The following is a 24781-nucleotide window of genomic DNA, read 5'->3' as shown; positions in this document are numbered from 1 at the left end:
GAGTTGAGTCTCCACGACCGGTCCTCCTCGTGTGCGGCAATGCAGGCGCACACTCCTCGTATGGGAACGTACTCGCGACAGCTGCCATAGGTGCCGCAAACGGAACCAACAGTGTACGGCACGTCTTCGCACGCGTCCATGTGAATCCGCGCACGTTTCGCTGGCACACGCGGGGCCGCTCGGCGTACCCTGTACGCGCACGCCGCAGCCACGGAAAGGGACCCCGCATGCACATCCGTCCGGCCACGGCCGATGACGTCCCGGCGATCACCGCCATCTACAACCAGGCGGTCACCGACACCACCGCGAGCTTCGATCTCGAGTCCAAGACGCTCGACGAGCGCATGACGTGGTTCGTGAACCACGGCCCGCGGCACCCCGTGTTCGTCGCCGAGGCCGAGGGGCAGATCGCGGGCTGGGGATCGCTCTCACCGTACTCGGAGCGGCCCGCCTACGACGCCACCGTGGAGATCTCCATCTACATCGAGCGTTCGTGGCACCGGCGCGGCATCGGCGCGGCTCTCGGCCAGCAGCTGCTCGCAAGCGCGCGCGAAATCGGCCTGCACGTGATCGTCGCGCGCATCTGCACCGAGAACGAGGCCAGCCTACGGCTGACCCGCAATCTCGGTTTCGAGGACGCGGGCACGCTCCACGCAGTCGGCTTCAAGTTCGGCCGCTGGCTGGACGTCGCGCAGCTCGAGCTTGTGCTCTAGAGGCTCTCGAGGAAGGTCGGATCCGATACGGCCAGAACCGCACCGAGCACGCCGTTCACGATGCCGGCCAGGAGCGAGAGCACGCACAGCACGAGACCGATGATGGCGAGCGTGCGCTTCGATGACTTCATGCCCATGACGCCAAGCACGATGCCGATGATCGCCAGCGGCACGCCGAGGATCGGCAGACACCACGCGAGGACACCGACGATGCCGATGACGAGAGCGGCGATCGCCTGGCCCTCGCCGCCGCGGCTCTGCGGCTGGACGTACTGCGGCGCGTAGGCCTGCGGTGCCGGCAGGTACTGGCCGGGCGCCGGCGCCTGCGGAGGCGCATACGCTGGAGGTGCCGGCTGGGGCGGCGGTGCTGACGGTGGGGCCGGGGGCGGCGGATTCTGACTCCAGTTATCGGACATGCGGTCCTCCTCGGTCAGGCGGGTCTGGGGTCAGTCTACTCCCCCGTCGTGACGTAGCGCGCGGTTGGGGCAAACATATCGTGGATGCGTCTCGCCTGGAGGAGGTGTGCGATGAAAGCAGTGGTCGACCGCGACCTGTGTATCGGGTGCGGTCTGTGCGAGCAGACCTGCCCCGAGGTCTTTCGCATGGGCGAGGACGGCCTCGCCTACGTGATCGACGAAGACCCACCCGCCGAGACGTACCCCGATGTCGAGGGGTGCGTCGAACTCTGCCCCGTCTCGGCGATCAGCATCGCCTAGGCCAGCACCTGCTCGTAGAGCTCCTCGAGCCGGGTGACCACCGACTCGAGCGCGTGCGGCTTCACGTCCATCTGCCCGGCCGCACCCAGCCGCGCACGCAGCGTCTCATCGGAGACGAGGGTACGCAGTACGGCGGCGAGCGAGCGCTCGTCCCCCGGTTCGACCAGAAGCCCGTCGCGGCCGTCGATCACGAGTTCGGGGATAGCAAGCGCTTTCACGCCGGCGATCGGCAGACCGGCCGCCATCGCCTCGAGCAACACGATGCCCTGCGTCTCGATGGTGCTCGCCGTGACGAACGCATCGTAGTCGGCGTACGCCTTGCCGAGCGCGTGGCGGTCCATGAACCCGCCCATGTGCACCCGCTCCGAGATACCGAGGCGCTCGGCGAGTCGGACGAGACTCTCGCGGGCGGGGCCATCGCCGAGGATGTCGAGCGTGTAACCGGGGTGCTCTTCGAGCATCAACGCGAACGCCCTCACCACCACATCGATGTTCTTTTCGTGGCCGAGGCGCCCCGCATGCAGCAACTTGCCGGTGGAAGCGTACGACGTCTTGGGGTGGATGATCGAAAGATCGAGTCCGTTGCTCAGATGCTCCACGGGTACCGTGACACCGTGCTGAACGAGCTCACGCTGCAGTGTCGCCGAAGGCGTGATGACGAGGTCAGCGCGATTGTAGATCGTGCGAGTGAACTGCCACGCGAAGCGCGTGGTGAGGTCGGCCGGCTTCTCCGGCGCCTCCTCGCCGAGCGCGGCCCGCGCCACGCGGGCGATCTCGTCCGCCGCCCGCTTGCCCTGCTCCTCAAGGGCCGCAAGGCCATGAAACATGCCGGCGTCGAACATGCGCTCGAAGATGAGCGAGTTCAGCACGCGGTCCTGCAAGTCGTCCAGGCGCAACAGCCGCTGCGGCTCGACGTACTGCATGAAGTCAGGGATGTACGTGTGGTAGGTCTCGACGATCGGCAGCCGCATCATGCGCGCCGTCGCGAGTCCGATCACGCCGATGGAGAGCGGCGTGTGGATGTGGACGATATCCGGCTCGAAGCGCTGGAGCGCCCGCGCAACCGAAGCCATCGCCGGAAACGCGAGGCGCGTGTCCTTGTTGGAGATGAAGCTGAAACTCCGGTACCGCCTGATCGTCACGTGTGGAACCACGTGCAGGATCGGCTTGCGGTACTTGGGGCAGATGATGAGGACCTCATGACCCCGCGCGCCAAGAAGACGCGAGTGCGAGTCGATGCTCGTGACGGCGCCGTTGACCTCAGGCAGGTACGTATCGGTGAAGAACGCGATGCGCATGATGTCGCCTTTGCGCTATCGCTTCTCGGCGAACCCCGAGACGACCCAGGTACCCGAGCGCTGATCGGTCCTCAGCGTGATGATGCCGAGCCGCTCAGCGTCTTGCAGGAAGTCGGAGAAGGAGCGATAGCCGTAGCTCGACTCGGAGAACTGCGGCTGCTTGCGGCGCATGGTGTCCTTCACCATCGAAGCCAGCATCACGTCTTTGTTCTCACGCTGGAGAGCCTGCACCGACTCGATCATGAGGTTGATCGCCGGCTGCTTGGCCTGCGGGATGTCGGCCACGTGCACCACGGGCGTGGCCGGGCCGCGCACGATGTCCTCGTAATAGATGAACTCGTCGCAGCTCGACGCCAGCAGGTCGCTCGTTGAGTCCTTGATGCCGAGGCCGATGACGCTCTTGCCGTTCTCCTTGAGCTTGGAGACGAGCGGCGTGAAGTCCGAGTCGCCCGACACGATCACGAACGTGTCGATGTGCTCCTTGGAGTAGCACATGTCCATGGCGTCCACGCACAGCTGGATGTCCGCGTGGTTCTTGCCGGTCTTGCCACGCTCAGGGATCTCCATCATCTGGATGCCCGAGTCGTGCATGACCTCTCGGTACGAGCTGAAGCGGCCCCAGTCGGCATACGCGCGCTTGACGATGACCTTCCCCTTCTCGACGAGTCGCTCGAGTACGAGTTTGATGTCGAAGGTCCCGTTCGTGGTCGTGGTCTTCGCACGGCTGCGACGGCCGGAGGGTGTGGTTCCCGACGGCCGTTCTATGCCGAGCGCGAGGTTCTCGAAGTCGATCAGTACGGCAAGCGAGTGTGCTTCATCTGCCATGAGCAGGCACGACCTTCCGAATGTGTGTAGTCCCCTTACGGCAATCATGCCACACACGGACCGCTACGGCACGCACAACCGGCAGCGTGAAATGGCGAGGGGCCCGCCGTAGCGGGGCCCTCGGACCGTTCATACCGCAGCGGCTGGGAACTGCCGCCGGTGACTCCTTAGATGCGCACTGAAGATCCGAGCACTTCTGTGGCGGCCCTCTTAAGGGCCTCCAATCGCGCCGGGTCGTCGGGCGTGTCAGGCTTGATGGTCACAAGGAAGAGGCCGGCCTTCATGCCGATCGTCCCTTTGGTCGCGAAGGGATCGAGACCGCGTTCCTCGATGACGCGGTCGATCTCCTGGAGTGCTGTGTACAGGCTGCCCAAGGATGACACCTCCTTGCAGTGAGTATCGGCGCACCGCTCACCGGACTTCAGCGTCGGCCGAAAGATTTCTTGCCGCACGCTAACACAGCTGAACGATACTTGCGAAGTGCGCCGCGTGCGGTCGATGCACGCCGCAACGACGGCGGGCGGCCCCGAGGGACCGCCCGCCTTGTGGTATGAATGGCCCGTGTGGGCCCTGCTGCCCTACTCCGTGACGATGCAGGAACCGTCGCAGACACCCTGTCCGCCGGCTCCGCCACGACCGCCCTTGGTGCCACCCGCAGCCCAGCTCGGGCGACCGACTTCATCGGTGGCCACGCGCTCGGTCACGCGCTCGGTCATCTGCTCGTAGGCGAGATCGGCCTGCTCCTGAGTGATCGAGCCATCGGCGACCTTGGCGTCAAGGATCGCCTTGCGAGCGGCGAGCGCCTCATCGACGACCGCGTCGCTCGAGACCCCGTTGGCCTCGGCGATGTCGGAGATCGAGTTGCCTTCGGCGCGCTGCGCCTGTACGTCTTCGACCGACAGCCCGGTGAGATCGGCAACGATGTCGATCATGCGAGCGCCTGCGTCGCGGATGGCCTGACCCATGCGGGCCCCGGCTCCGAGAGGCGTTCCAGCGGTACCGGTCGCGGCATACGCCGCACCGACGCTTCCGAACACCAGTCCGGCAACAAGGCCAGCGCTGACAAGTGCAAGTGCTTTCCGCTTGTTCACGTTCGTACCTCCTTTGAAGGTATGGAGTGACGCTTCTGACATGACCGATACTGCCCTGCAGGTGTGGAGGAACTGTGTGCGGAGGGTGTGTGCACCGTTAAGGTACCGGCAGGGGTATCCCGGGGACTGAATCGCGGTATTCATAGGCATTGGATACGCAAAGACGCCGTCGCGGCGGCTCGCGATGCGCTACGCTCATCAGAACCGTGTCGGGAATGCCCCGTCCGGGGAAGAGTGCATAATGAGAGGGTTATTCCGTATAGAGGATTGGAGCCGAAATGGCCGAGCGACGGATCGTCATCATGGGTGCGGCAGGGCGCGACTTCCACGACTTCCTGACGCGCTACCGGGATGACGATCAGGTGCGCGTGGTGGCGTTCACCGCAACGCAGATCCCCGGCATCGATTCACGTACCTTCCCGCCCGCGCTCGCCGGGCCCCGGTACCCCGAGGGCATCCGCATCCTCCCCGAGAGCCGTCTGCTCGACCTGATAGCCGAAGAGAAGATCGACGAGGTCGTCTTCGCCTACAGCGACGTGAGTCACGATTACGTGATGCACCACGCCGAGGCCGTCATCGCCGCCGGCGCGGACTTCACCCTCCTGGGCGCCGAGTCCACGATGATCCCGTCAGTGAAACCCGTCGTGTCCGTGTGCGCTGTACGTACCGGCGTGGGCAAGAGCGGCATCAGCCGCCACCTGTTCAAGCTCTTCCGCGAGCGTGGCATCAAGGCCGTGGACATCCGCCACCCCATGCCCTACCGCGACCTTGAGGCGATGACCGTGGAGCGCTACGCCTCGCTCGAGGACCTCGATCGCCTCGGCACCACCATCGAGGAGCGCGAGGAGTACGAGCCGCTCATCGAAGAGGGCGCCGTGGTCATGGCCGGCGTGGACTACGAGAAGATCCTGCGCGAGGCCGAGAAGGAGGCCGACGTGATCGTGTGGGACGGCGGCAACAACGACTTGCCGTTCTACAAGAGCGACCTCGAGATCGTCGCGCTCGACCCGCATCGCGCGGGCCACGAGCGTCTCTACCATCCCGGCGAGGCGAACTTCCTGCGTGCGAGCGTGCTCGTGGTGAACAAGGTGGATAGTGCCGAGCCGGAGAAGGTCGAGGCGGTTCGCGCCGCCGCACGGGAATACAATCCGACCGCGATCGTGATTGAGACGAACTCGGCGATCGACGTGGATGACACGGCGCTCGCGGGCAAGCGCGTGCTCGTGATCGAGGACGGCCCCACCGTGACGCACGGCGGCATGCCTTACGGCGCCGGCGCCATCGCGGCCAAGCGCGCGGGGGCGGCCGAGCTCATCGATCCGCGGCCGTTCGCGGTCGGAAGCATCAAGGCCACGTTCGACAAGTTCCCGCATCTCACCGAGGTGCTTCCCGCGATGGGCTACTCGGAGGAGCAGCTCGCCGACCTCCAGGCCACCGTGCAGGCGTCCGGCGCAGACGTGGTCCTCGTGGCCACGCCGGTGGACCTCTCGCGCCTGCTCGACCTCGGCATACCGGCCGTGCGCGCCAAGTACCACATCGAAGAGCGGGGCACCGGGATGTCGCTCAGTCAGGTGCTCGATGCATTCTGCATGAGACACGGCCTCACGAAGCAGTAGCACCGGGGCTACAGGTCGCCCATCCAGTCGAGCATGGCCCCGGTGAGCGGGGACGTGCCGAAGAACAGTCGCGTCATGTCCGAGTGATGCGCGTCCGGGTCCGCCATGAAGACCGCGTGGTCGCCCTCGGACCCGTTCGCGCGCAGGACGAACGACGCGGCGACCTCGACCGGAACGAGCGGGTCGCGGGAGCCGTGAAGACACAGCACGGGGACCCGCGGAGAGCCATGCACGTAGAAGGCCGGGTCCGCGTGCTCCCACCCCTCCCGACCACCCATGAGGTTCTCGACGAGCTGGCACCGGGAGCCTGCGGGACACAGCACGCTGAAATCCAGCACGCCGCTCACGGCGAGTACGCCGGCGATGTCGAGGTCGCCGAGTCCGGCGTCGGCGCGCGAGTCCTCGTCGAAGGCCGCGAGAGCGGCGAGGTGCCCGCCGGCCGACTGCCCGGCAAGCAGCACCGAGCCGTCGCACGCGTCGGCGAACCACCCCTCCTGCATCACCGCCGAGATGCCCGCGAACACATCGTCGCGCTGTGCCGGAAACAGGTGACGCGGCACGAGCCGGTAGCCGCCGAGCGCAGTGGTGTAGCCGTAATGCGCGAAGAACCGCCCCACGGCGCGGAACAACTCGGGGTCGCCATACTTCCAGCTGCCGCCGTGGATGAAGTACACAAGCGGCCGAGCGGCCGAGAGGTGCTCGGAGCGGATCACGAGGACGTGCTGGGCCGGATCATCGCCGAAGGAGATCGTCTCCTCGATGAGTCCGTGCGCCGTACCGGCGCCGCGTGAGAGCAGCCCCGCGAGCAGCCACGGCAAGGAAAGCCGCTCGGCGATCGCCCACGACCGACGAACCACTGCTGCTTACGCCTCCCCCCAGAAGACCACGGCGAGCATGCCGGGGCCGGTGTGCGTGCCGATGACCGCGCCGACCTCCATGGTCAGGATGTCTTTGACCACGACCCGTTCGGTGATCATGTCACGCAGACGCGCCGCGTCCTCGGCGCAGTCACCGTGAGCGACGGCGATGGTCTGCCCGGCGGGGTCCGCGGCGCGGTCTGCCACTAGATCGGCGAGCGTGCGCATGGACTTCTGGCGACCGCGGATCGACTTCTTCACCTCGAGCCGACCGTCATCGGTGACGCGCAGGAGCGGTTTGACGTCGAGCAGCGAGCCCGCTGCCGCGACCGCACCGGGCAGACGACCACCGCGACGCAGGGTCTCGAGGTCGTCAACGATGAACCAGCCGTTGAGCCGGGGCCGCTCGGCAAGCACCCACGCCTCGATGTCCGCAAGCGGCATCCCGTCGCGCCAACGCTGAGCGGCCTCATAGACCACCAGCCCCTCGGCCACCGCCGCCGCCCTCGTGTCGATCAGGCGGATCTCAGCGTCGGGGTACTCGGCAAGCACGTCCTGGCGCGCGAGCCACGCCACGTCGAACGTGCCCGACAACGCCGAGGAGAAGCCGAGGTACAAGACGGGCTCCCCCGCAGCCGCGTGCGTTCTGAAGGTGTCGAGAAACACCTGCCGCGGAATCTGCGCGGTGGTGGGATGGTCGCCCGCGCGCATCGCCGCGTAGAAGTCGGCATGCGACTGGGCGCGTCCGAAGTCGTCGAGGTGCTCCCGGCCCGAGAGGGTGTAGGGGAAGTTCAGGACCTCGACTCCGAGGTCCTCGACGACGGCAGCCGGCAAGTCCGAGCATGAATCGATGATGAGTACGGGCTTGCCCGTCACAGGTGAGCTCCTTAGATTGTGCGGAGCGGGGCTAGCCCGCCTTATGCATCAAGCCGTTCGTAGAGTAGACGACCGCGACCGTTCCCGGTCCGACGTGCGAGCCGATGGCCGGACCGATGTCGAGCAGCTCGATCTCGCGGCCTGCCACCTCCGCGATACGGTCCCGGAACGTCTTCCCGGCCGCTTCATCGTGGATGTGGTGGACGAACGCCTCGCCCAGCCCGCCCTTGTCGCGGATGTCGGCGGCGAACGTGTCCACGATGAGATCGTGCGCCTTCTGCAACGTCCGTATCTTCGCGAAGGTGTCGGTCACGCCGTCGACCACCGTGAGCACCGGCTTGATCTGCAGGAGCGTCGCCAGCAGTGACTGCGCGTTGCCGATGCGGCCGCCACGGCGAAGGTACTCGAGCGTCAGCGGCGTGAACAGGAAGCGGGTGTGGAGCGTCATCTCCTTGGCCGCCGCCACACACTCATCGGCGGTGCCGCCCCCGGCGGCCTTCTGCGCCGCAGCCAGCACGGCGTAGCCGAGCTCCATGCAGTTGCTTCGGCCGTCGACGACCTCGATCACCGCATCGGGATGCTTCTCGATGACCATGTCCCGGGCGAGGAGGGCGGTGGAGTACGTGCCGCTCATCAGCTCCGAGATGAAGACCCCCACGACCTCGTGGCCGGCGGCGACGCGCTCCTCCATGAGATCGACCATGTCCTGGACGGCCGGCTGTGACGTGGTCGGGAACGCGCCCGATTTGGCGAGCGCATCATAGAATGCGGAGTAGTCCTCGGCGTCGTCCAGATACGTCACGCCATCGAGTAGCGACGAGAGGGTCGCCACACCGATATCGAGCGACGCTCGAAGCGGCCTCGGAATGTACGACGTGCTGTCAGCGATCACCTTCACGCCCACGATGCGGCTCCCTCCGGCTGCCTGAGACACGCGTCCCATAGTCGGCTTCCCCGGGCCGTCCGTCCAGCGTGCGCCGTCATGCGCGGGTCCGCGACTTCAGCATCGGGTCGTTCGTGCAGTACGCGATGCCGACCGCGCCGGGGCCGACGTGCGCGCCGATGGCGGGACCGACCGGCACGACCGGGACCTCGACGCCCGCCACTGCGGCGACGCGCTCGGCAAGCGCGCGCGCCGCCGAGGGTGCGTGGATGTGGAGCGCCGAGACCTGAGCGAGACCGCCCTTCGCGGCGATATCCGCGCTGAGCGTACCGACCATCGTCGCAAGCGCGCGCTCCATCGTGCGGACCCGCGCGAAGACCGTGGTCGTTCCGTCGGCGGCCGTGAGAATCGGCCGGATGCGCAGGATGCTTCCCACCAACGCCATGGCCGTCCCGATCCGGCCGCCACGACGCAGGTACTCGAGCGTGCTCGGTACGAACAGCAGGCGCGAGCGCTCGATCGTCGTGCGTGTGGTCGCGACCGTTTCGGCAACGCTCTCGCCGGCGGCTGCGGCTCGCGCAGCGGTGAGAACCGCAAACCCGAGCTCGGTGGAGTTGCTTTCGCTGTCCACGATCTCGATCACCGCCCCGGGATGGCGCTCGAGGACCATCGTGCGCGCCAGACGCGCCGACTCGATCGTGCCGCTCAGCTTCGCCGAGATGAAGACACCGACAACCTCATGCCCCGCCACGACGCGCTCCTCCATGAGCGCAGCGATCTCGCCGGCAGTCGGCTGCGAGGTGGTCGGCATGGCGGAGGAGGCCTCCAAGGCGCTGAAGAACGCCTCGCAGTCCTCGGCGTCGTCGGGATACTCGACACCGTCGAGCAGGCAACGCACATGGGCGACGCCAAGATCGAGCTCCTCGCGGATCGCGGTGGGGAGGTAAGAGGTGCTGTCAGTGATCACTTTGACGGCCATTGCGCGTTTCCTCTCCTGTGTCCATGCAGTATGCGTGTGAGTTGCGTACGCCTTTCTTTATCCCCCAGCGCGCGGCCCGAGCCGCAGCGTTAAGCGCGGGCTACGGCCGACCGGTGGTGCCCGGCACGGGAAGTTGCGTAGACTGAGTCGCACACCGCCACATGCAACGGAGGGCACGATGGGCAGACGCACCGCGAACCTTCGCACGAAACGCCGCTCCATCCTCGGCTGGCTCCTGCCGTTCATGGCGCTCGCGGTATCACTCGGCCTGGCGTACGGCGCATACAACCTCGCGTCGTACTCATGGGACCAGGTGGTGTCGTACGAGAGCCCGTACACCACGCAGAGCGGCATCGACTTCTCCGGCCCCCGGCCGGACCTCGCCGACCCGATCCCCGATGCACAACCCCGACGGGTCGTGCTCGTGCTGATCGATGGCCTGCGCGATGACGCGTCACGCACTATGGCATCGATCTCGGGGCTCCGCGCGCGCGGAGCCGACGTCCACCTCACCGTGCCACAGCCGAGCCTCTCCTACCCCACCTGGACCACGATCCTCACCGGTGCTCCGCAGCAGATCAGCGGCGTCACGACCAACTGGTACGAGGGCCCGGTCGAAGTCGAGACGCTCTTCGATGTCGCGGTCGGCTCCGGCCGCTCAGTGGTGATCTCGGGTCCGGTGGACCTCGACGAGATGTACAGCGCCTCGGAGGTTGCAACGGCCACATCGCTCATCGAGTGGGACAACGACGCCTACTCAAGCGACAAGGTCGTGGACAACGCGCTCGCACTGGACGCCGAGGTGGGCGGCGCGGACTTCATCTTCGTCTTGCTGCCCGATGTGGATAACGCCGGTCACAACTACGGCGGTTCCTCGGCCGAGTACGCCGACGTCGTCGCGAAGGTGGATGTCGACCTCGCGCGCCTGATCGAGGGGCTCGACGACGGGGCGACCACCTTCGTGGTCCTCCCCGATCACGGTCACATCGACGTCGGCGGCCACGGTGGCTGGGAGGAGCCGGTCACCCGCACATTCGCCGCACTGGCCGGCCCGGGCGTTGCACAGATCGAGACCGAGGCGAACCTCGAGGACATCGCCCCGACCGTCGCGGTGATCGCCGGCATGCAGGCCCCGCTTCAGGGGACGGGGACCGCCATCGATGCGGTGCTCACCGACCAGAACGGCGCCGCCCGCAACGCCGAGTTCGTGCGCTCGGCGGGCATCACGCTCGCGTACGTCCGCAGAGTCCTGGGCGACGAGGGCGTCCGCGGCATCGAGTCGATCGGCTCGCCCGCGGACCTTGCGAGCATGCGCGCCGATGCCGATGCCGAGCGCCTCGCCAAGGAGAGGGATAGCCGCAAGGCGCTGCTCATCGGCGCCATCGTGGCTGTCCTCGTGGCCGCTGCGGTCATCGGGATCGCCTCGTGGCGGGCGCTTGTGGCCGCGCTCGTCGGAACCGCGGTCTACGCAGCGGTCTACAACGCACTGTTCTTCGGCGCGCACCGCCTCACGTGGTCGCTCTCGGCGTTCAATGAGGAGACCATGCTAGATGCGTTCTTCAACCAGCGGATGCTCGAGACCGTCCTTGCCGGCGTGGCCGCATGTCTGGTGGCGGCGCTCGTGTACGCGGCGCTCCGCAAGGAGCCGAGGGGGCCACAGTCGGGCTACGCGGTCGAATGGCTCGCGCTCGGAAGCGCCACGGTGCTCATGGCCCAGGCCGCGCTCGTGGTGCAGGTGGCGTACTTCCTGTGGCAGTGGGGCGCGCAGGTCACATGGATACTCCCCAACATGCAGGCCGCCTTCAAGTACGACCTCGACCTCATCCAACTCACCGCGCTCGGCGCCGCGGCAGTCATAGGACCGCCCCTCACGTGGCTCGTGGGCAGGATCCACCCCCGGACGCGGAGGACTGCGGCCGAGGCAGGCATCAAGTCCTAGAACACCCGAGGACCGGAACCCTGTACGGGTCCCGGTCCTCGGGGGCCACCTGCTCCGTCGAGGCTACTCGTCGGCAGGTGGTTCCTGCGTCGTATCGGCGCCGGCAGCTTCATCGTCTGCGTCGTCAACCGGCTCCGGCTCTACCGTCCCGCTGGTCTCATCTGAGCCCTCATCTGTGTTCTCGGCTTCTGCGGCGGGATCGACTCCGAGCCACGACATGAACTTCGCGATCGCGGACTGCAGGCCCTCGGGAAGGCCCGTACGCTTGCCGGACTCGAGCTGGGTCTGCATGCGCTCGAGATTCCGCTGCAGCCTGGAGAGTGCGTTCTCGACACCCGTGCGCTTGGGCGATGCGGTGCCCGACGCCTCGTCGCTGCCGTCCTGGTCGCGGTCCTTGTCGGGACCACCATCGCCCGGCTCGACGGCGCCGCCCTTGCTCTTGTCCTTCGCCTTGTCCTTACCGGTCTCGGGCACGTCCGCTGGATCTTCGGGAGACTCGCCGTCTTCGGAAACCGAAACGGGGGCGTTGCCGACCGACTTGCCGTTGGCGGGGACGCCGCCCTTCTTAGCGAGCGCCACAGCCGGAAAGGCAAGCGAGAGTGTGAGCGCGAGTATCAGGACCAACGTCAGCGTGCGCTTCATCGAAGACCTCCGAGGTCGAATCAGTTCATTGCCTACTCTCGGAATATCGGGCTTCTGACCTGCGCATTTGAGCACGAACCGACAGACGGCTCTGCCGAGCACGGGCCACGACCGTCTCCCGTGACCCGAGGCACGCGACGCCGACGGGCGGGGCGCTAACGCGCCTCGGCCGTCAGCTTCAGCAGCCAGGCCATGTTGCGCCCGAGGTTGTCCATCGTACCCATGCCCTCTTCGTCCTCGGCGACCGCACCCGGTGCTCCGCCGATGCCGAGGTTCCAGTAGGTGGAGCCCGGCACGATCATCTGCCGGATCATGAAGAGGTGCATGATCGAGTCGAACGCGTGCACCGCACCCGCCCGGCGCTCGGCCACGACAGCCGCCCCCACCTTGCGCTCCAGCATGCCCGGATTCGCGCCAGCCACGTAGCCGAGCCGGTCGATGAGCGCCTTGGCCTCCGAGGAGACGTCCGCGAAGTAGACCGGCGACCCGATGATGATGCCGTCCGCTTCGTCGGCCTTGGCGATGCACTCGTTGATGGCATCGTTGCGCCCGTGGCACTGCCGGTCCTTGAGCTCCCGGCACTTGAGACACACCGTGCAGCCCTGGGCCTTCTTGCCGGCCAGCTCGACGAGCTCGGTCTCGATGCCTTCGGCCTCAAGCACGTCGAGCACGCGCTGCAGCATGACGGCCGTGTTGCCGCCCTTGCGTGCGCTTCCCGAGAATGCGACCACCTTCATGCCGTGTCCCTTCTCCTACGTCAGCTCGGTAGAGGCGATGATGCGTGCCCCTGCCGAGCGCATCTCCTTGAGCGCCTGCTTGCCGTCATCCGGCGCCAGATCCACCGCACGACAGCCATCGGCGATCACCGTCACACCAAAGCCCAAACCGATCGCGTCGAGCACCGTGTACTTCACGCAGTAGTCCGTGGCCAGACCGAGCACCACGAGCTCCTCGGCGCAGCGCTGCTCGAGGAAGGTGGCGAGCCCGGTGTCCTTGCGATGCCCGTTGTCGAAGAACGTGCTGTAGCTGTCGATGCCCGGGTCCGTGCCCTTGCGCACCACGTGATCGATGACCGCCACGTTCAGGTCCGAGTGAAACGACGCGCCGGGCGAGTTCTGCACGCAGTGATCCGGCCAGAGCACCTGTGCGATGCCGCCGAGGTCCACCACGTCACCGGGCGCGGCGCCCGCATGCGCCGAGGCGAAACTGCCGTGATCGGCCGGGTGCCAGTCCTGCGAGGCCACCACCAGACTGAAGCGCGGTGCGAGCGCATTGGCGACGGCGACCACCGCGTCCCCGTCGGGCACGGCCAGCGCGCCTCCGGGCACGAAGTCGTTCTGGATGTCCACAAGCAGAAGCGCGCGCACGGTTGCCTCCTTACGGCGAGTCTATGCCCCTGGCGGCCATGATGAGCCTCATCTTCCGCTCGTGCAGGCCGAGTTCGATACCTACCTTGTAGACGTGCGGATTGAGCAGCCTCAGATGGGTCGCGTCGAGACGCCCCATCTGCTCGAGCGTCCGGGATCGGCTCTCCGGGAGCGACGGCACATCGTAGACGAGCCGCCCGCGCTCGAAGACCGGCACCAGCAGTTCCTCCGCCGTATCGCTGCCGCAGTACGACGTGCGGCGCGTCGGATCCGCAGGATCGACCATCGAGCACGGCTCCGCGGGCGGCACGAGCTCGTCGTAGATCATGTCACCCGCAAGCCGACCGGACGCGTCGGTGTAGCGCCGCACCTGCAGCAGCCCTGGCGTGGTCACCTTGGCGGCCTGCTCGGAGACCTTGACCCGCGGCTCCCACTCCCCGCCCGGCTCGCGTACGGCTGAGAGCTTGTACACGCCGCCGAGCGCGGGCTGGTCGTAGGCGGTCACCATCTTGGTGCCTACGCCCCAGACGTCGATCGCCGCACCCTGCTTCTTCAGGCTCACGATGGTGTGTTCGTCCAGCTCGTTGCTGGCGTAGACCTTCGCGTCGCCGAATCCGGCCTCATCGAGGAGTTGCCGTGCGCGCTGCGAGAGCCACGCGAGATCGCCCGAGTCGATGCGGATGCCGATGAGGTCGCTCCCCAGCTCGCGCAGGCGCCGCCCCGCTTCGATCGCATGTTCGACGCCCTCGATCGTGTCGTACGTGTCCACGAGGAGGACCGCGTTGTTGGGCATCGCCTCGGCGTACGCGAGAAACGCCTCCAGCTCGGTGTCGAAGACCATCACGAGGCTGTGCGCGTGCGTGCCACCCACCGGGATGCCGTAGACGGCGCCCGCGAGCACGTCGGAGGTGGCCGTGCAGCCGCCGACGTACGAAGCACGGCTTGCCGAGAGCGCGCCGTCCGGGCCCTGCGCGCGCCTGAGGCCGAACTCGATCACCGGGTCGCCCTCGGCCGCACGACACACCCGTGCCGCTTTGGTGGCCACCAGCGTCTGGAAGTTGATGGTGTTGAGCAGCGCCGTCTCGACGAGCTGACACTCGGCGATGGGTCCCGTCACCCGGAGCAGCGGCTCGTGCGGGAAGACGACGGCGCCCTCGGGCACGCCGAGCACGCTGCAGGTGAAGCGGAAGCCGCGAAGCCACTCGAGGAACTCGGCCGAGAACAGCGGCGTGCCGCCCCGGCCGGTGAGCGTTGCGAGATAGGCGGTGTCATCGTCGGTGAAACCCAGGTTCTGCAGGTACTCGATCGCGGGCGCCAGACCGCAGGCGATCGCGTAGCCGCCATCGAAGGGGTTGCCTCGGAAACTCAAGTGGAAGCACGCCTCGGTGCCGGTGATTCCCGTCTTCCAGTACGCATAGGCCATCGTGAGCTGATACAGGTCGGTGAGCATGCCTGACGGAGGTTTCGGAGCTCCTGGGTGTCCCATGCTTCCTCCTTCGGCAAGCGCGTGTCCCTAGGATACCAGGAGCCTTCGACACCCTTGACGGAGCCGTGGCCGAGGCGTATCGTCCCGCTAGTACCCGACTATTTCGGTCAACTTTGTGGGTGAGTGAACGATGCGCCTTTCGGCACGAAGCGAATACGGCCTGCTCGCGCTGATCGACCTCGCAGCCGCCGGTGACTCACGGCCGCTGGCCACGCGCGAGCTCGCCGAGAGCCGGGGCATCCCTGCCGCGTTCCTCGAACAACTGCTCGCCGACCTGCGGCGTGCCGGCCTCGTGCGCGCCACCCGCGGGCCGCGGGGCGGGTTCGCGCTCACCCGCGACGCCGGCGACATCACCGCACTCGAGATCGTGGAAGCCCTCGAAGGCCCGATCGCACCGTCGGTGTGCGCGCCGGGTGCGTGCGGACGCGAGGAGGACTGCGCAGCCGCGAGCGTGTGGAGCGATGTCTCCGGTGCGGTCCGCGACGCGCTCTCGGCGTTAACGCTGGCTCGCCTCGCCGACGAACAGGCCCGGCTCGACCGGGCACCCCTGACGTGCACGACACGGAGGAATGACTAGATGGACCGGACGGTGTACCTCGACTACGCAGCAACCACCCCGACCGACCGGCGGGTAGTGGACGCGATGCTCCCGTTCTTCACCGAGCGCTACGGCAACGCCAACAGCCTCTACGCGCTCGGACGAGACGCGGCCCGGGCACTCGAGGAGGCGCGCGAGCGGGTGGCCGCCTCGCTCGGCGCCGCGAAGCCTGATGAAGTGATCTTCACCTCGGGGGGCACGGAGTCCGACAACACCGCGCTCATCGGCCTGGCCACCGCAGGCGGGCGGACGAAGGGCCACATCGTCGTCTCGGAGTTCGAGCACCACGCCGTTCTCGAGCCCGCCTGGTGGCTCGGCAAGCATGGCTTCGACGTGACCGAGCTCAAGCCGCGGACCGACGGCATCATCCACCCCGGGGACCTCGAGGCCGCACTACGCGACGACACCATCCTCGTCTCGGTGATGCACGGCAACAACGAGATCGGCACGGTGCAGCCGATAGCCGAGCTGGCAGGCGCCGCGCACGCTCGCGGAGCGCTCTTCCACACGGATGCGGCGCAGACCCTCGGCAAGATCGACTTCAACGTGGCCGAACTCGGCATCGACGCCGCGTCGTTCTCGGGCCACAAGATCTACGGCGCCAAGGGAACCGGTGCCTTGTACGTGAAGAAGGGCGTGCGGGTCGCGCCGATGCTGTTGGGTGGCGGCCAGGAGAACAAGCGCCGCAGCGGCACGCAGAACGTGGCCGGCAACGTGGGCTTCGCGACTGCGCTCGAACTCATGGACGCCGAGCGGGCCACCGAGATACCGCGACTCACGGCGCTCCGCGACCGACTGGCCGATAGGCTACTCGGCAGCATCGAGCACGCGCGCCTGAACGCCGCCGATGCGGCCACGCGCCTCCCCCACATCGCGAACTTCGTGATCCCGGGCGTGGAGGGCGAGGCCATGCTGCTCCACCTCGATGCGGCCGGCATCGCCGTCTCCACCGGCTCGGCCTGCAGTTCCGGCTCACTCAAGCCGAGCCACGTGCTGCTTTCGATCGGTTGTCCTGTGGAGTTCGCGCACGGCTCGCTGCGCGTGAGCCTCGGCAGGTTCACCACCGAGGCCGACGTGGATTACCTGGTGGAGAAGCTCGTTCCCGTGGTCGAACGGCTGCGCTCGATGAACCCGCTCTACGAGAAGACGGTCGCCGGACTCCTCGGCGTCAAGGAATAGGAGCACGCAGATGATCTACAGCGACAAGGTGATGGAGCACTTCGGCAATCCGCGCAACGTGGGCGTGATCGCGGACGCGGACGGCGTCGGCGAGGTGGGCAACCCCGTGTGCGGCGACGTCATGAAGATCACCATCAAGGTGGACGATGATCGCATCGATGACATCAAGTTCCAGACGCTCGGCTGCGGCGCGGCGATCGCCACCTCATCGATCGTGACCGAGATGGCCAAGGGCATGAGGCTCGAGGAGGCCGTTGCGATCACCAAGAACCAGGTGGCCGAGGAACTCGGCGGCCTGCCGCCCGCAAAGATGCACTGCTCGGTGCTCGCCACCGACGGCTTGAAGGTCGCGGTGGACGACTACCTCGTGAAGCACGGGCGTGAGCCCATCTCCGGGCCGATCAAGAGCGCGGACCCCGACTTCGACCCGCACGCTGACGAGGACGACGAGGAGCACGCGCACTAGCGCGTGAGACCGATGCCTGATGTGGCTGTAGCGCTCAGCGGAGGCGTGGACTCGTCGGTGGCGGCGGCGCTGCTCGTCGAAGCAGGCCGCGACGTGGTAGGCGTCACGATGGACCTCGGCCTGCACGCGCTCGGCACGGGCGGAGACGAGGTCGCGCTCGCGAGTCGCGTATGCGAGGTGCTCGGCATACCGCACGTCGTGATCGATCTGGCGGACGCCTTCCGCGCCGAGGTCGTCGAACCCTTCGCGGGCGCCTATGCGGCGGGGCTCACGCCCAACCCGTGCATCCGCTGCAACGAGCGGATCAAGTTCGGCGCGCTGGCGGAACGCGTGCGCGCGCTCGGCGCGGAGACGCTCGCGACCGGCCATTACGCGCGCCTCGTGCGAGACGGCGGCCGAACGTGGCTCGAGCGGGCGGCCGACCGCACGAAAGACCAGTCGTATTTCCTGTACCGGGTGCCTTCCTTCACGTTCGAGATGCTTGAGTTCCCTCTCGGCGAGCTCACCAAAGTCGAGGTGCGTGCGATGGCCGGGGAGCGCGGACTACCCACGGCCGAGCGGCGCGAGAGCCAGGAGGTGTGCTTCACGCGCGACCGCGTGGCGCTCGTGGCGGCCGCACACCCCGAAGCGCTCGAGCCGGGACCGATCGAGACGGCCGATGGCACGACGCTCGGCACGCACCGCGGCATGGCGCGCTACACCGTAGGCCAGCGCAAGGGACTCGGCGTGGGCGGGCCGGAGGGTCCGTACCGTGTGGTGCGCATCGACGCGCGGCGCAACGCGCTGATCGTGGCACCTGAGCGCGCGACGCGTTCCACCCGGCTCGTGCTCGCCGACGCCATCTGGGAGACCGGGGCCACCCCGGGAGCCGTGCTCGCTCAAATCCGCTATCGTTCGCAGCCGCTGCCCGCAGTGGCGGCGCCGGTACCCGGCGGCGTCGAGATCGAGTTCCAGACACTCGGCGAGCCGCTCGCACCCGGGCAGTCGGTGGTGCTGTACGCTGGTGACCGGGTTGTCGGCGGCGGCATCGTGCCGGCCGGATAGACCGAAGGAGACTCGCATGCCTGGCGTGCATCCCCGCGTGGACGCGACCATCGGCTCGACCCCGCTCGTGCTGCTCAACCGCGTGTCGGCAGGGCTCGGTGCGCGTGTTGCCGTGAAGCTCGAGTCGCGCAACCCGGGCGGCTCGGTCAAGGACCGCATCGCCCGCGGAATGCTCGACGACGCCGAGTCGCGCGGGCTTATCACGCCCGGAAGCTCGACGATCGTGGAGCCCACCTCGGGCAACACCGGCATCGCGCTGGCGATGATCGGGGCCGCCCGCGGCTACCGGGTGATCCTCGCGATGCCCGAAAGCATGTCGATCGAGCGGCGCGCGCTCGCCGCGGCCTACGGAGCCGAGCTCGTGCTCACGCCACGCGCCGACGGTATGACCGGTGCGGTGGCGGCCGCCGAGCGCATCGCCGCGGAGACCGAGGGCGGCTTCCTTACCCGGCAGTTCGACAACCCCGCGAACCCCGCCAGCCACTACGCCACGACCGGCCCGGAGATCGATACCGCGCTCGGCGAGGCCCGGCTCGGCGCGTTCGTCGCAGGCGTCGGCACCGGCGGCACGATCACCGGCGTTGGCCGCTACCTGCGGGAGCATCGCCCGGACGCGCTTGTAGTGGCGGTCGAGCCCGCCGAATCGCCCATCATCGCGCAGACGCTCGCAGGCGAGCCGCTCACGCCGGCGGGCCACGCCATCCAGGGCATCGGCGCCAACTTCGTACCCTCCGTGCTCGACCTCGGCCTGCTCGCGGAGGTGCAGCACGTCACCGGCGACGAGTCCATCGCCATGGCCCGGCGACTCGCCGCCGAAGAGGGCCTGCTCGTGGGCATCTCCTCGGGCGCGAACGTGGTGGCAGCGCTCAGACTCGCGGCACGCCCGGAGCTCGCGGGCGCCACGATCGTGACGGTGGCGCCGTCAACCGGCGAACGCTACCTTTCGACGCCGTTGTGGGCAGGGTACGGCGAGTAGAACGGCGCTCGGCTTGTGGGACGTTCGCCCCAAGATGGCACATGCGTTGCTGCTCTCCCTTAGCACGCACGAAGTCCCGAAGGGGCGGCGCAGCATGACCCGCAGGCTCGACATCATGAAGGTGCTCGCGATGGCGCTGGTGGCCGTCGCGCTCCTCGGCATAGCCACGCCGCTGTGCACGATGCCCGACTGCGACGACCTCTCGGCAGGCACCTGCTCCGACTTCAAGCCCGCCTGCGATGAGTGCCCCGACTCCGACGTCGTCATGAAGCACACGCACGACGACGCGATCCGCGTCGCTGCCCACGAGATCGATGCTCCGGTGGCGCTCGCCGCCTCGGAGGTCGTCCCTGCACCCACGATCGTCCTGCCGGCGTTCGCAGCGCCCGAGGTCACGGCCTCGCCACCGCCGCTCGACCCGCTCGGGGTCCGCCTCACGGTCTAGACGTCACTCCTCGCTTGAAGCGCACGGGCAACCCGCCCGCTGCGCCAGTCGTGTTCCCCGACTCACGAGGAGTGTCACCGATGGACCTGTTCTTCCCTATGCTCGCACTCGGGCTCATCACGAGCCTCCACTGCGTATCGATGTGCGGACCGATGGTCGTCACCTACGCCCTCAAGGGCACCGAGGACGGCACCATCGCCCAGCGCATCACCCCGAACCTCGCCTACCAGGGCGCCAAGATCGCGAGCTACATGGCCGTGGGCCTGTTGCTCGGCACGATCGGCTCCGCATTCGACCTCGACGCCATTCGGCCGTACGTGATGGTCGCCGCCGGGCTGTTCATGATCGTTCTCGCGCTCGGCATGACCGGCCACGTGCCGTGGGCGAACAAGCTCACCCCGCGTCCGCCGAAGTTCCTCCTGCGGGCGTTCACCGCCGTTCGCCGCAAGGCCGTCTCAGACGCCGAGGCCGAGCGCCCGTCGCTCGCCACTCCCGTCACGTTCGGCCTGCTCACCGGCCTGATGCCGTGCGCGCCGCTGATGGCTGCACAGCTCAACGCCGCCGCGAGCGGAAGCGCGGTGAACGGCGCGCTCGCCATGTTCGCGTTCGGCCTCGGGACAGCGCCGCTCATGCTCGGCTTCGGTACCGCCTCGAGCCTCATCCCCAAGCGCTTCAAGGAGCGCGTGATGGTGGCGCTCGCGATCGTGGTGCTCGTCTTCGGCGTGACGTACCTCAACCGCGGCGCGGTGCTGCTCGGCTCGCCGGTGACCCTGCAGGCCGCCCGCGACGCCGCCTTCGGCGCCGAGACCGCCGTCGGCGGATACACGCTTGCCGCCGACGGGTACGCCGAAGCTCCGGTGGTCATCGAGAACACCCGGTTCGTGCCCTCGACGCTCGAACTGCCCGCCGACACCCCGGTGCGGCTCATCGTCGAGCGCCGCGAGTCGAACCCCTGCTCCGACCAGCTCGCCGTGCCGCAGCTCGGCGTGCTCGCCGACCTCACGGCCAACGGCACGACCACCGTCGAGCTGCCGGCAGCGCCTGCGGGCAGCTACACGCTCACCTGCGGCATGGGGATGATGTCCGGACGGCTCGTGTTCGCCGAGGCAGGCGACAGAGCGACGACCGGCGACAACGCCCTTGCGGCCGCCCCAGACGCGGACCCGGCTTCCCCGGCGTGCGCCTGCTGCGGCGGAGCCGCGGCGAGCAGCCCGATCGAGGGAACGGCCGCCCTTGAGGACAACGTCCAGCGCATCACGGTGGACACATCGAAGGGCTACTACGACCCGAACATCATCACGCTTGCAGCCGGTATCCCCGCTGAGATCACCTTCACGGCTGCATCCGGATGCCTCGCCGAAGTGATGAGCGAGGACCTGGACTTCTACGCCGACCTCACGGGCGGCGACGCAACGATTCTAATCGACGCCGAACTGCTCACGCCGGGCACGCATGAGTTCTCGTGCGGCATGAGCATGGTCTTCGGCACCATCATTGTGGAGTAGTGACGATCATGCAGACGACATTGACCCACACGTACAAGATCGCGATCGACGGCATGCACTGCCACGCCTGCGAGCGGCTCGTTACCGCGAACCTCTCGAATATCGAAGGCGTCACGGTGCTGCACGCCGATGCGCAGGACGGCTTTGCCGTCATCGAGGCCGAGACCCGGCCCGACACCGAGGCGATCGCGAACGCCATCGCCGCAGCGGGCTTCGCGCCACACGGCAGCGCAGTGACGCTCGAGCCTATCGAGTGGAGCGCGGCGACGCCCGCCGTCGAGCTGCCGGCCACAGCCGAGCCCGCCCCCGCGCCCGCATCCGACGCGTGCGATACCGGCACGTGCCCGACCGTTCCGCCCGCACCCGATCCCGCCATCATGGCGGCGAGCGCGGCGTCGGCGAGCGCATCGGTCACCCTCGGCATCATCGGCATGACGTGCTCTTCGTGCCAGGCGGTCATCGAGCGCACGCTGCAGCGCACCACCGGCATCGGCAGCGCGGTCGTGAACCTCGCAGCTGAGACCGCCTCGGTCACCTACGATCCGCACTGGCTTGGCGTGGACGAGATCGTGCACGCTATCCGCAACGCGGGCTACGATGCGGTCCCCCGCGACGAGGACGCTGCTCCCGGCGAGGGCGGCGACGCGCAGCGTGAGGCACAGCAGCAGCATATCCGCGGGCAGAAGCGGCTGTTCGTCTTCTCGCTCGCACTCTCGTTACCGCTGCTGCTGCTCATGATTCCGTCGGTCATGGAGGCCGTGCCACTCGCTGTCGCCATGTGGCTTGCCGAGACGTTCGGCGGCGCGTGGGACCCGATGATGGTCTTCAAGTACCTCAGCTTCGCGCTCGCCACACCCGTGCAGATCATCGCCGGCGCCCAGTTCTACAAGGGCTTCTGGCATGCGCTCAAGCGTCGCACCGGGAACATGGACACGCTGGTGGCCATCGGCACCTCGTCGGCATACTTCTACTCGCTCGCCGCGACCTTCGTACCCGCGCTGCTGGGCGAGCCCGTCTTCTACGAAACGAGCGCGCTCCTGCTCACCTTCGTCATCCTCGGCAAGCTCCTCGAGGCAGGCGCGAAGGGCAAGACGAGCGACGCGATCAAGAAGCTCATGGGCCTTGCGGCCAAGACCGCGCGCGTGGTGCGCGAGGGCGCCGAAGTGGACGTCCCGGTCGAAAGCGTGCTCGTGGGCGACATCGTGGTGGTCCGTCCCGGCGAGAAGGTGCCGGTCGACGGCACCGTGACCGACGGCTCCTCGGCGGTGGACGAGTCCATGCTCACCGGCGAATCGATTCCCGTGGAGAAGCGCGAAGGCGACACCGTCATCGGCGCGACGCTCAACAAGCTCGGCACCTTCCGCTTCCGTGCCACCAAGGTGGGCGCGGAGACCGCCCTCGCCCAGATCGTGAAGCTCGTTGAGGAGGCGCAGGGCTCGAAGGCGCCCGTGCAGCGCTTCGCCGATCGCATCAGCGCCGTGTTTGTGCCGGTTGTCGTGGGCCTTGCGGTCCTGACCTTCCTCGTGTGGCTGCTCGTGGTGCCGAACTTCGTGGATGCATCCTTCTACGCGAACGTCACGCCGTTCATCAAGGCGCTGCTCGCCGGCACCGCGGTCGTCGTGATCGCGTGCCCCTGCGCGCTCGGCCTCGCCACGCCGACGGCCATCATGGTCGGCACCGGCAAGGGCGCCGAGAACGGCATCCTCATCAAAAGCGGCGAGGCGCTCGAGACCGCTTACAAGATCGACGCGATCGTCTTCGACAAGACCGGCACGCTCACGCACGGCAAGCCCGTGGTGACCGACATCGAGCTTGCCGAGGGACACGACGTGGAGCGCATCTTCATGCTCGCCGCGGCGCTCGAGCGCGGCAGCGAACATCCGCTCGCCGAGGCGATCGTCGCCCACGCGAAGGACAAGGCGCTGCACCTGCCGCCCGTGGATGGCTTCGCCGCTGTTCCGGGCCACGGAGTCGAGGGCCGCGTGGACGGAACGTGGGTCGCGTTCGGCAATCGCCGCCTGATGGAGCGCGAGGGCATCGACATCTCGGCACACGAGTCGCGCATCGCCGCGCTCGAGTCTGAGGGCAAGACCGTCATGCTCATCGGCGTCAACAAGGCGAAGCTGGCCGGCATCATCGCCGTGGCCGATACGCTCAAGGACAACTCGAAGGAGGCCGTGGCGCGCCTCGCACAGATGGGCGTCGAGGTCTTCATGATCACCGGCGACAACCGCACGACCGCCGAAGCGATCGCGGTGCAGGCCGGCATCCCCGCCGACCACGTGCTTGCCGAGGTGCTGCCCGAACACAAGGCCGAGGAAGTTTCGCGGCTTCAGGAGCGCGGACTCACGGTTGCCATGGTGGGCGATGGCATCAACGACACACCTGCGCTGGCGCAGGCCGACGTGGGCATCGCCATGGGTGCCGGCACCGACATCGCCATGGAGACCGGCGGCATCGTGCTCATCAAAAACGATCTGCGCGACGTTGTGACGGCGATCGAGCTCTCCCGCGCCACCATCCACAAGATCCGCCAGAACTTCTTCTGGGCGCTTGGCTACAACTCGCTCGGCATCCCGGTGGCAGCCCTCGGGCTGCTCAAGCCGGAGCTTGCCGGTGCGGCGATGGCGCTCTCGAGCGTCAGCGTCGTGACGAGCTCGCTCCTGCTCCGCCGGTTCCGTCCGAGCCTCGCGAAAGGAGCCTCACGATGAACCGTCCACTCACGCGCCTGTTGGTGGTGGCGCTCGCGCTCGGCGCGCTTGCACTCGCGGGCTGCACCACCGACATCGAGGCCTCGCATCCCACCGACGGCGTCTGGGGCTATGTTGCCGCAGCCGACGATGCCCAGCTCGAGATAGCGGGCAGCGCGACCGCCGATGCACTCGTGGTCGACCGCGTGCTTGCCCCCGGCGACGCCTGGATCGTCGTGCACCTGGACGACGATGGCGCGCCGGGGATGCGCGTCGGCCTGCAGCACGTCTCCGAGGGCGAATCGCTTGACGTGGCGGTCGCGCTCGAAGACGTCACGACCGAGACGCTCATCGTGGCCGTTCACGCCGACAAGGGTGCGGCCGACGAGTTCGACTTCGACATGGACGACCCCGCCGGCAGCCCCGACCGCCCGTACTTCGTGGACGAGAAGGAGCTGGCTGTTGTTGTTGACGTGAAGTAGAGGATCGGGACCGGCGAGGGAGACCTAAGCGAAGCCTCCGCAGGCGCGCACAATGGCGAAGCCAGCGCGCCGAGGACAGCGAGCGTGGTCTACCCTCGCCGGGGCCGG

The 24781-nt window shown here is 67.7% G+C and carries 26 protein-coding genes; 13 read left to right on the top strand and 13 right to left on the bottom strand.

The features are described 5' to 3' along the window. Window positions 1-227 precede the first annotated feature (227 nt). Complete coding sequence (locus tag Q7W51_10360; protein ID MDO8848774.1) at window positions 228-713, top strand: N-acetyltransferase family protein; 486 nt, start codon at window positions 228-230, stop codon at window positions 711-713. Here the strand turns inward: Q7W51_10360 and Q7W51_10355 are convergent. After that, the gene (locus Q7W51_10355) at window positions 710-1129 is read right to left on the bottom strand and encodes a DUF4190 domain-containing protein (GenBank protein ID MDO8848773.1); all 420 of its coding nucleotides are present in this window, start codon (window positions 1127-1129) and stop codon (window positions 710-712) included. The two genes, Q7W51_10360 and Q7W51_10355, sit on opposite strands and share 4 nt — an antisense overlap. Before the next feature lie 111 nt (window positions 1130-1240). Here Q7W51_10355 and Q7W51_10350 point away from each other — a divergent pair, with 111 nt between their 5' ends. Then, a complete protein-coding gene (locus tag Q7W51_10350) occupies window positions 1241-1429 on the top strand; it encodes a ferredoxin (GenBank protein ID MDO8848772.1) in 189 nt (62 codons plus the stop codon). Here Q7W51_10350 and Q7W51_10345 read toward each other — a convergent pair. The 4 genes from Q7W51_10345 to Q7W51_10330 all read right to left on the bottom strand — a co-directional run bounded on the left by Q7W51_10345 (window position 1426) and on the right by Q7W51_10330 (window position 4643). Continuing rightward, the gene (locus Q7W51_10345) at window positions 1426-2727 is read right to left on the bottom strand and encodes a glycosyltransferase (GenBank protein ID MDO8848771.1); all 1302 of its coding nucleotides are present in this window, start codon (window positions 2725-2727) and stop codon (window positions 1426-1428) included. The genes Q7W51_10350 and Q7W51_10345 overlap by 4 nt on opposite strands. Window positions 2728-2742: 15 nt before the next feature. Next, window positions 2743-3552, bottom strand: a complete 810-nt coding sequence (locus tag Q7W51_10340) for an NYN domain-containing protein (GenBank protein MDO8848770.1) — start codon at window positions 3550-3552, stop codon at window positions 2743-2745. 167 nt (window positions 3553-3719) lie between these two features. Beyond that, window positions 3720-3926: a hypothetical protein gene (locus Q7W51_10335; GenBank protein MDO8848769.1), complete on the bottom strand. Its 207-nt coding sequence runs from the start codon at window positions 3924-3926 to the stop codon at window positions 3720-3722. Window positions 3927-4130: 204 nt separating this feature from the next. Further along, window positions 4131-4643, bottom strand: a complete 513-nt coding sequence (locus Q7W51_10330) for a hypothetical protein (protein MDO8848768.1) — start codon at window positions 4641-4643, stop codon at window positions 4131-4133. A gap of 278 nt (window positions 4644-4921) precedes the next feature. Here Q7W51_10330 and Q7W51_10325 point away from each other — a divergent pair, with 278 nt between their 5' ends. Further along, entirely contained in the window at window positions 4922-6259 is a 1338-nt protein-coding gene (locus Q7W51_10325; protein MDO8848767.1) for a GTPase, read from the top strand. 8 nt (window positions 6260-6267) lie between these two features. Here the strand turns inward: Q7W51_10325 and Q7W51_10320 are convergent, their stop codons facing one another. Genes Q7W51_10320 through Q7W51_10305 form a run of 4 tightly spaced genes read right to left on the bottom strand, consistent with a single transcriptional unit; the run spans window position 6268 to window position 9854 of the window. Continuing rightward, on the bottom strand, window positions 6268-7116 hold the full coding sequence (locus Q7W51_10320; protein MDO8848766.1) for an alpha/beta hydrolase: 849 nt from the start codon (window positions 7114-7116) through the stop codon (window positions 6268-6270). 6 nt (window positions 7117-7122) lie between these two features. Next, window positions 7123-7992, bottom strand: a complete 870-nt coding sequence (locus tag Q7W51_10315; GenBank protein ID MDO8848765.1) for a DegV family protein — start codon at window positions 7990-7992, stop codon at window positions 7123-7125. 31 nt (window positions 7993-8023) lie between these two features. Next, window positions 8024-8935 (bottom strand): DegV family protein, encoded by a 912-nt coding sequence (locus Q7W51_10310; protein ID MDO8848764.1) that lies wholly within the window; start codon window positions 8933-8935, stop codon window positions 8024-8026. Between the two features lie 37 nt (window positions 8936-8972). Next, complete coding sequence (locus tag Q7W51_10305; GenBank protein MDO8848763.1) at window positions 8973-9854, bottom strand: DegV family protein; 882 nt, start codon at window positions 9852-9854, stop codon at window positions 8973-8975. Window positions 9855-10032: 178 nt separating this feature from the next. Between Q7W51_10305 and Q7W51_10300 the strand changes: the two genes are divergently transcribed. After that, complete coding sequence (locus tag Q7W51_10300) at window positions 10033-11793, top strand: alkaline phosphatase family protein (GenBank protein ID MDO8848762.1); 1761 nt, start codon at window positions 10033-10035, stop codon at window positions 11791-11793. Between the two features lie 63 nt (window positions 11794-11856). Here Q7W51_10300 and Q7W51_10295 read toward each other — a convergent pair whose 3' ends face one another. From Q7W51_10295 to Q7W51_10280, 4 genes are all read right to left on the bottom strand, one after another. After that, on the bottom strand, window positions 11857-12435 hold the full coding sequence (locus tag Q7W51_10295) for a hypothetical protein (protein MDO8848761.1): 579 nt from the start codon (window positions 12433-12435) through the stop codon (window positions 11857-11859). Window positions 12436-12590: 155 nt separating this feature from the next. Then, window positions 12591-13172, bottom strand: coding sequence for a flavodoxin family protein (locus Q7W51_10290; GenBank protein MDO8848760.1), 582 nt, complete (start codon window positions 13170-13172; stop codon window positions 12591-12593). Window positions 13173-13187: 15 nt separating this feature from the next. Continuing rightward, window positions 13188-13802, bottom strand: coding sequence for a bifunctional nicotinamidase/pyrazinamidase (gene pncA, locus Q7W51_10285; GenBank protein MDO8848759.1), 615 nt, complete (start codon window positions 13800-13802; stop codon window positions 13188-13190). Window positions 13803-13812: 10 nt separating this feature from the next. Beyond that, window positions 13813-15288: a nicotinate phosphoribosyltransferase gene (locus Q7W51_10280; protein ID MDO8848758.1), complete on the bottom strand. Its 1476-nt coding sequence runs from the start codon at window positions 15286-15288 to the stop codon at window positions 13813-13815. Window positions 15289-15418: 130 nt separating this feature from the next. On the opposite strand from Q7W51_10280, the gene Q7W51_10275 reads away from it, so the two are divergent. The 9 genes from Q7W51_10275 (at window position 15419) to Q7W51_10235 (ending at window position 24673) form a co-directional block, all read left to right on the top strand. After that, complete coding sequence (locus Q7W51_10275) at window positions 15419-15865, top strand: Rrf2 family transcriptional regulator (GenBank protein ID MDO8848757.1); 447 nt, start codon at window positions 15419-15421, stop codon at window positions 15863-15865. Next, window positions 15866-17065 (top strand): cysteine desulfurase family protein, encoded by a 1200-nt coding sequence (locus tag Q7W51_10270; protein MDO8848756.1) that lies wholly within the window; start codon window positions 15866-15868, stop codon window positions 17063-17065. A gap of 10 nt (window positions 17066-17075) precedes the next feature. Next, window positions 17076-17531 carry a Fe-S cluster assembly scaffold protein NifU gene (nifU, locus tag Q7W51_10265; GenBank protein MDO8848755.1) on the top strand — a complete coding sequence of 152 codons (456 nt, stop codon included), beginning with the start codon at window positions 17076-17078 and terminating at the stop codon, window positions 17529-17531. A 12-nt stretch (window positions 17532-17543) separates the two neighbouring features. Beyond that, complete coding sequence (gene mnmA / locus Q7W51_10260; GenBank protein ID MDO8848754.1) at window positions 17544-18575, top strand: tRNA 2-thiouridine(34) synthase MnmA; 1032 nt, start codon at window positions 17544-17546, stop codon at window positions 18573-18575. A gap of 16 nt (window positions 18576-18591) precedes the next feature. Next, window positions 18592-19551 (top strand): cysteine synthase A, encoded by a 960-nt coding sequence (gene cysK, locus Q7W51_10255; GenBank protein MDO8848753.1) that lies wholly within the window; start codon window positions 18592-18594, stop codon window positions 19549-19551. 94 nt (window positions 19552-19645) lie between these two features. Continuing rightward, entirely contained in the window at window positions 19646-19996 is a 351-nt protein-coding gene (locus Q7W51_10250) for a hypothetical protein (GenBank protein MDO8848752.1), read from the top strand. Window positions 19997-20076: 80 nt separating this feature from the next. Continuing rightward, window positions 20077-21501, top strand: coding sequence for a sulfite exporter TauE/SafE family protein (locus Q7W51_10245; protein ID MDO8848751.1), 1425 nt, complete (start codon window positions 20077-20079; stop codon window positions 21499-21501). Between the two features lie 8 nt (window positions 21502-21509). Beyond that, on the top strand, window positions 21510-24212 hold the full coding sequence (locus tag Q7W51_10240; GenBank protein MDO8848750.1) for a heavy metal translocating P-type ATPase: 2703 nt from the start codon (window positions 21510-21512) through the stop codon (window positions 24210-24212). Then, a complete protein-coding gene (locus Q7W51_10235) occupies window positions 24209-24673 on the top strand; it encodes a hypothetical protein (GenBank protein ID MDO8848749.1) in 465 nt (154 codons plus the stop codon). The genes Q7W51_10240 and Q7W51_10235 overlap by 4 nt, the downstream gene beginning before the upstream one ends. Window positions 24674-24781: the final 108 nt, after the last annotated feature.

This window comes from Coriobacteriia bacterium, from assembly GCA_030652115.1.
GTDB lineage: Bacteria > Actinomycetota > Coriobacteriia > Anaerosomatales > Anaerosomataceae > UBA6100.
This window is presented reverse-complemented; position numbering and strand designations above follow the sequence as displayed.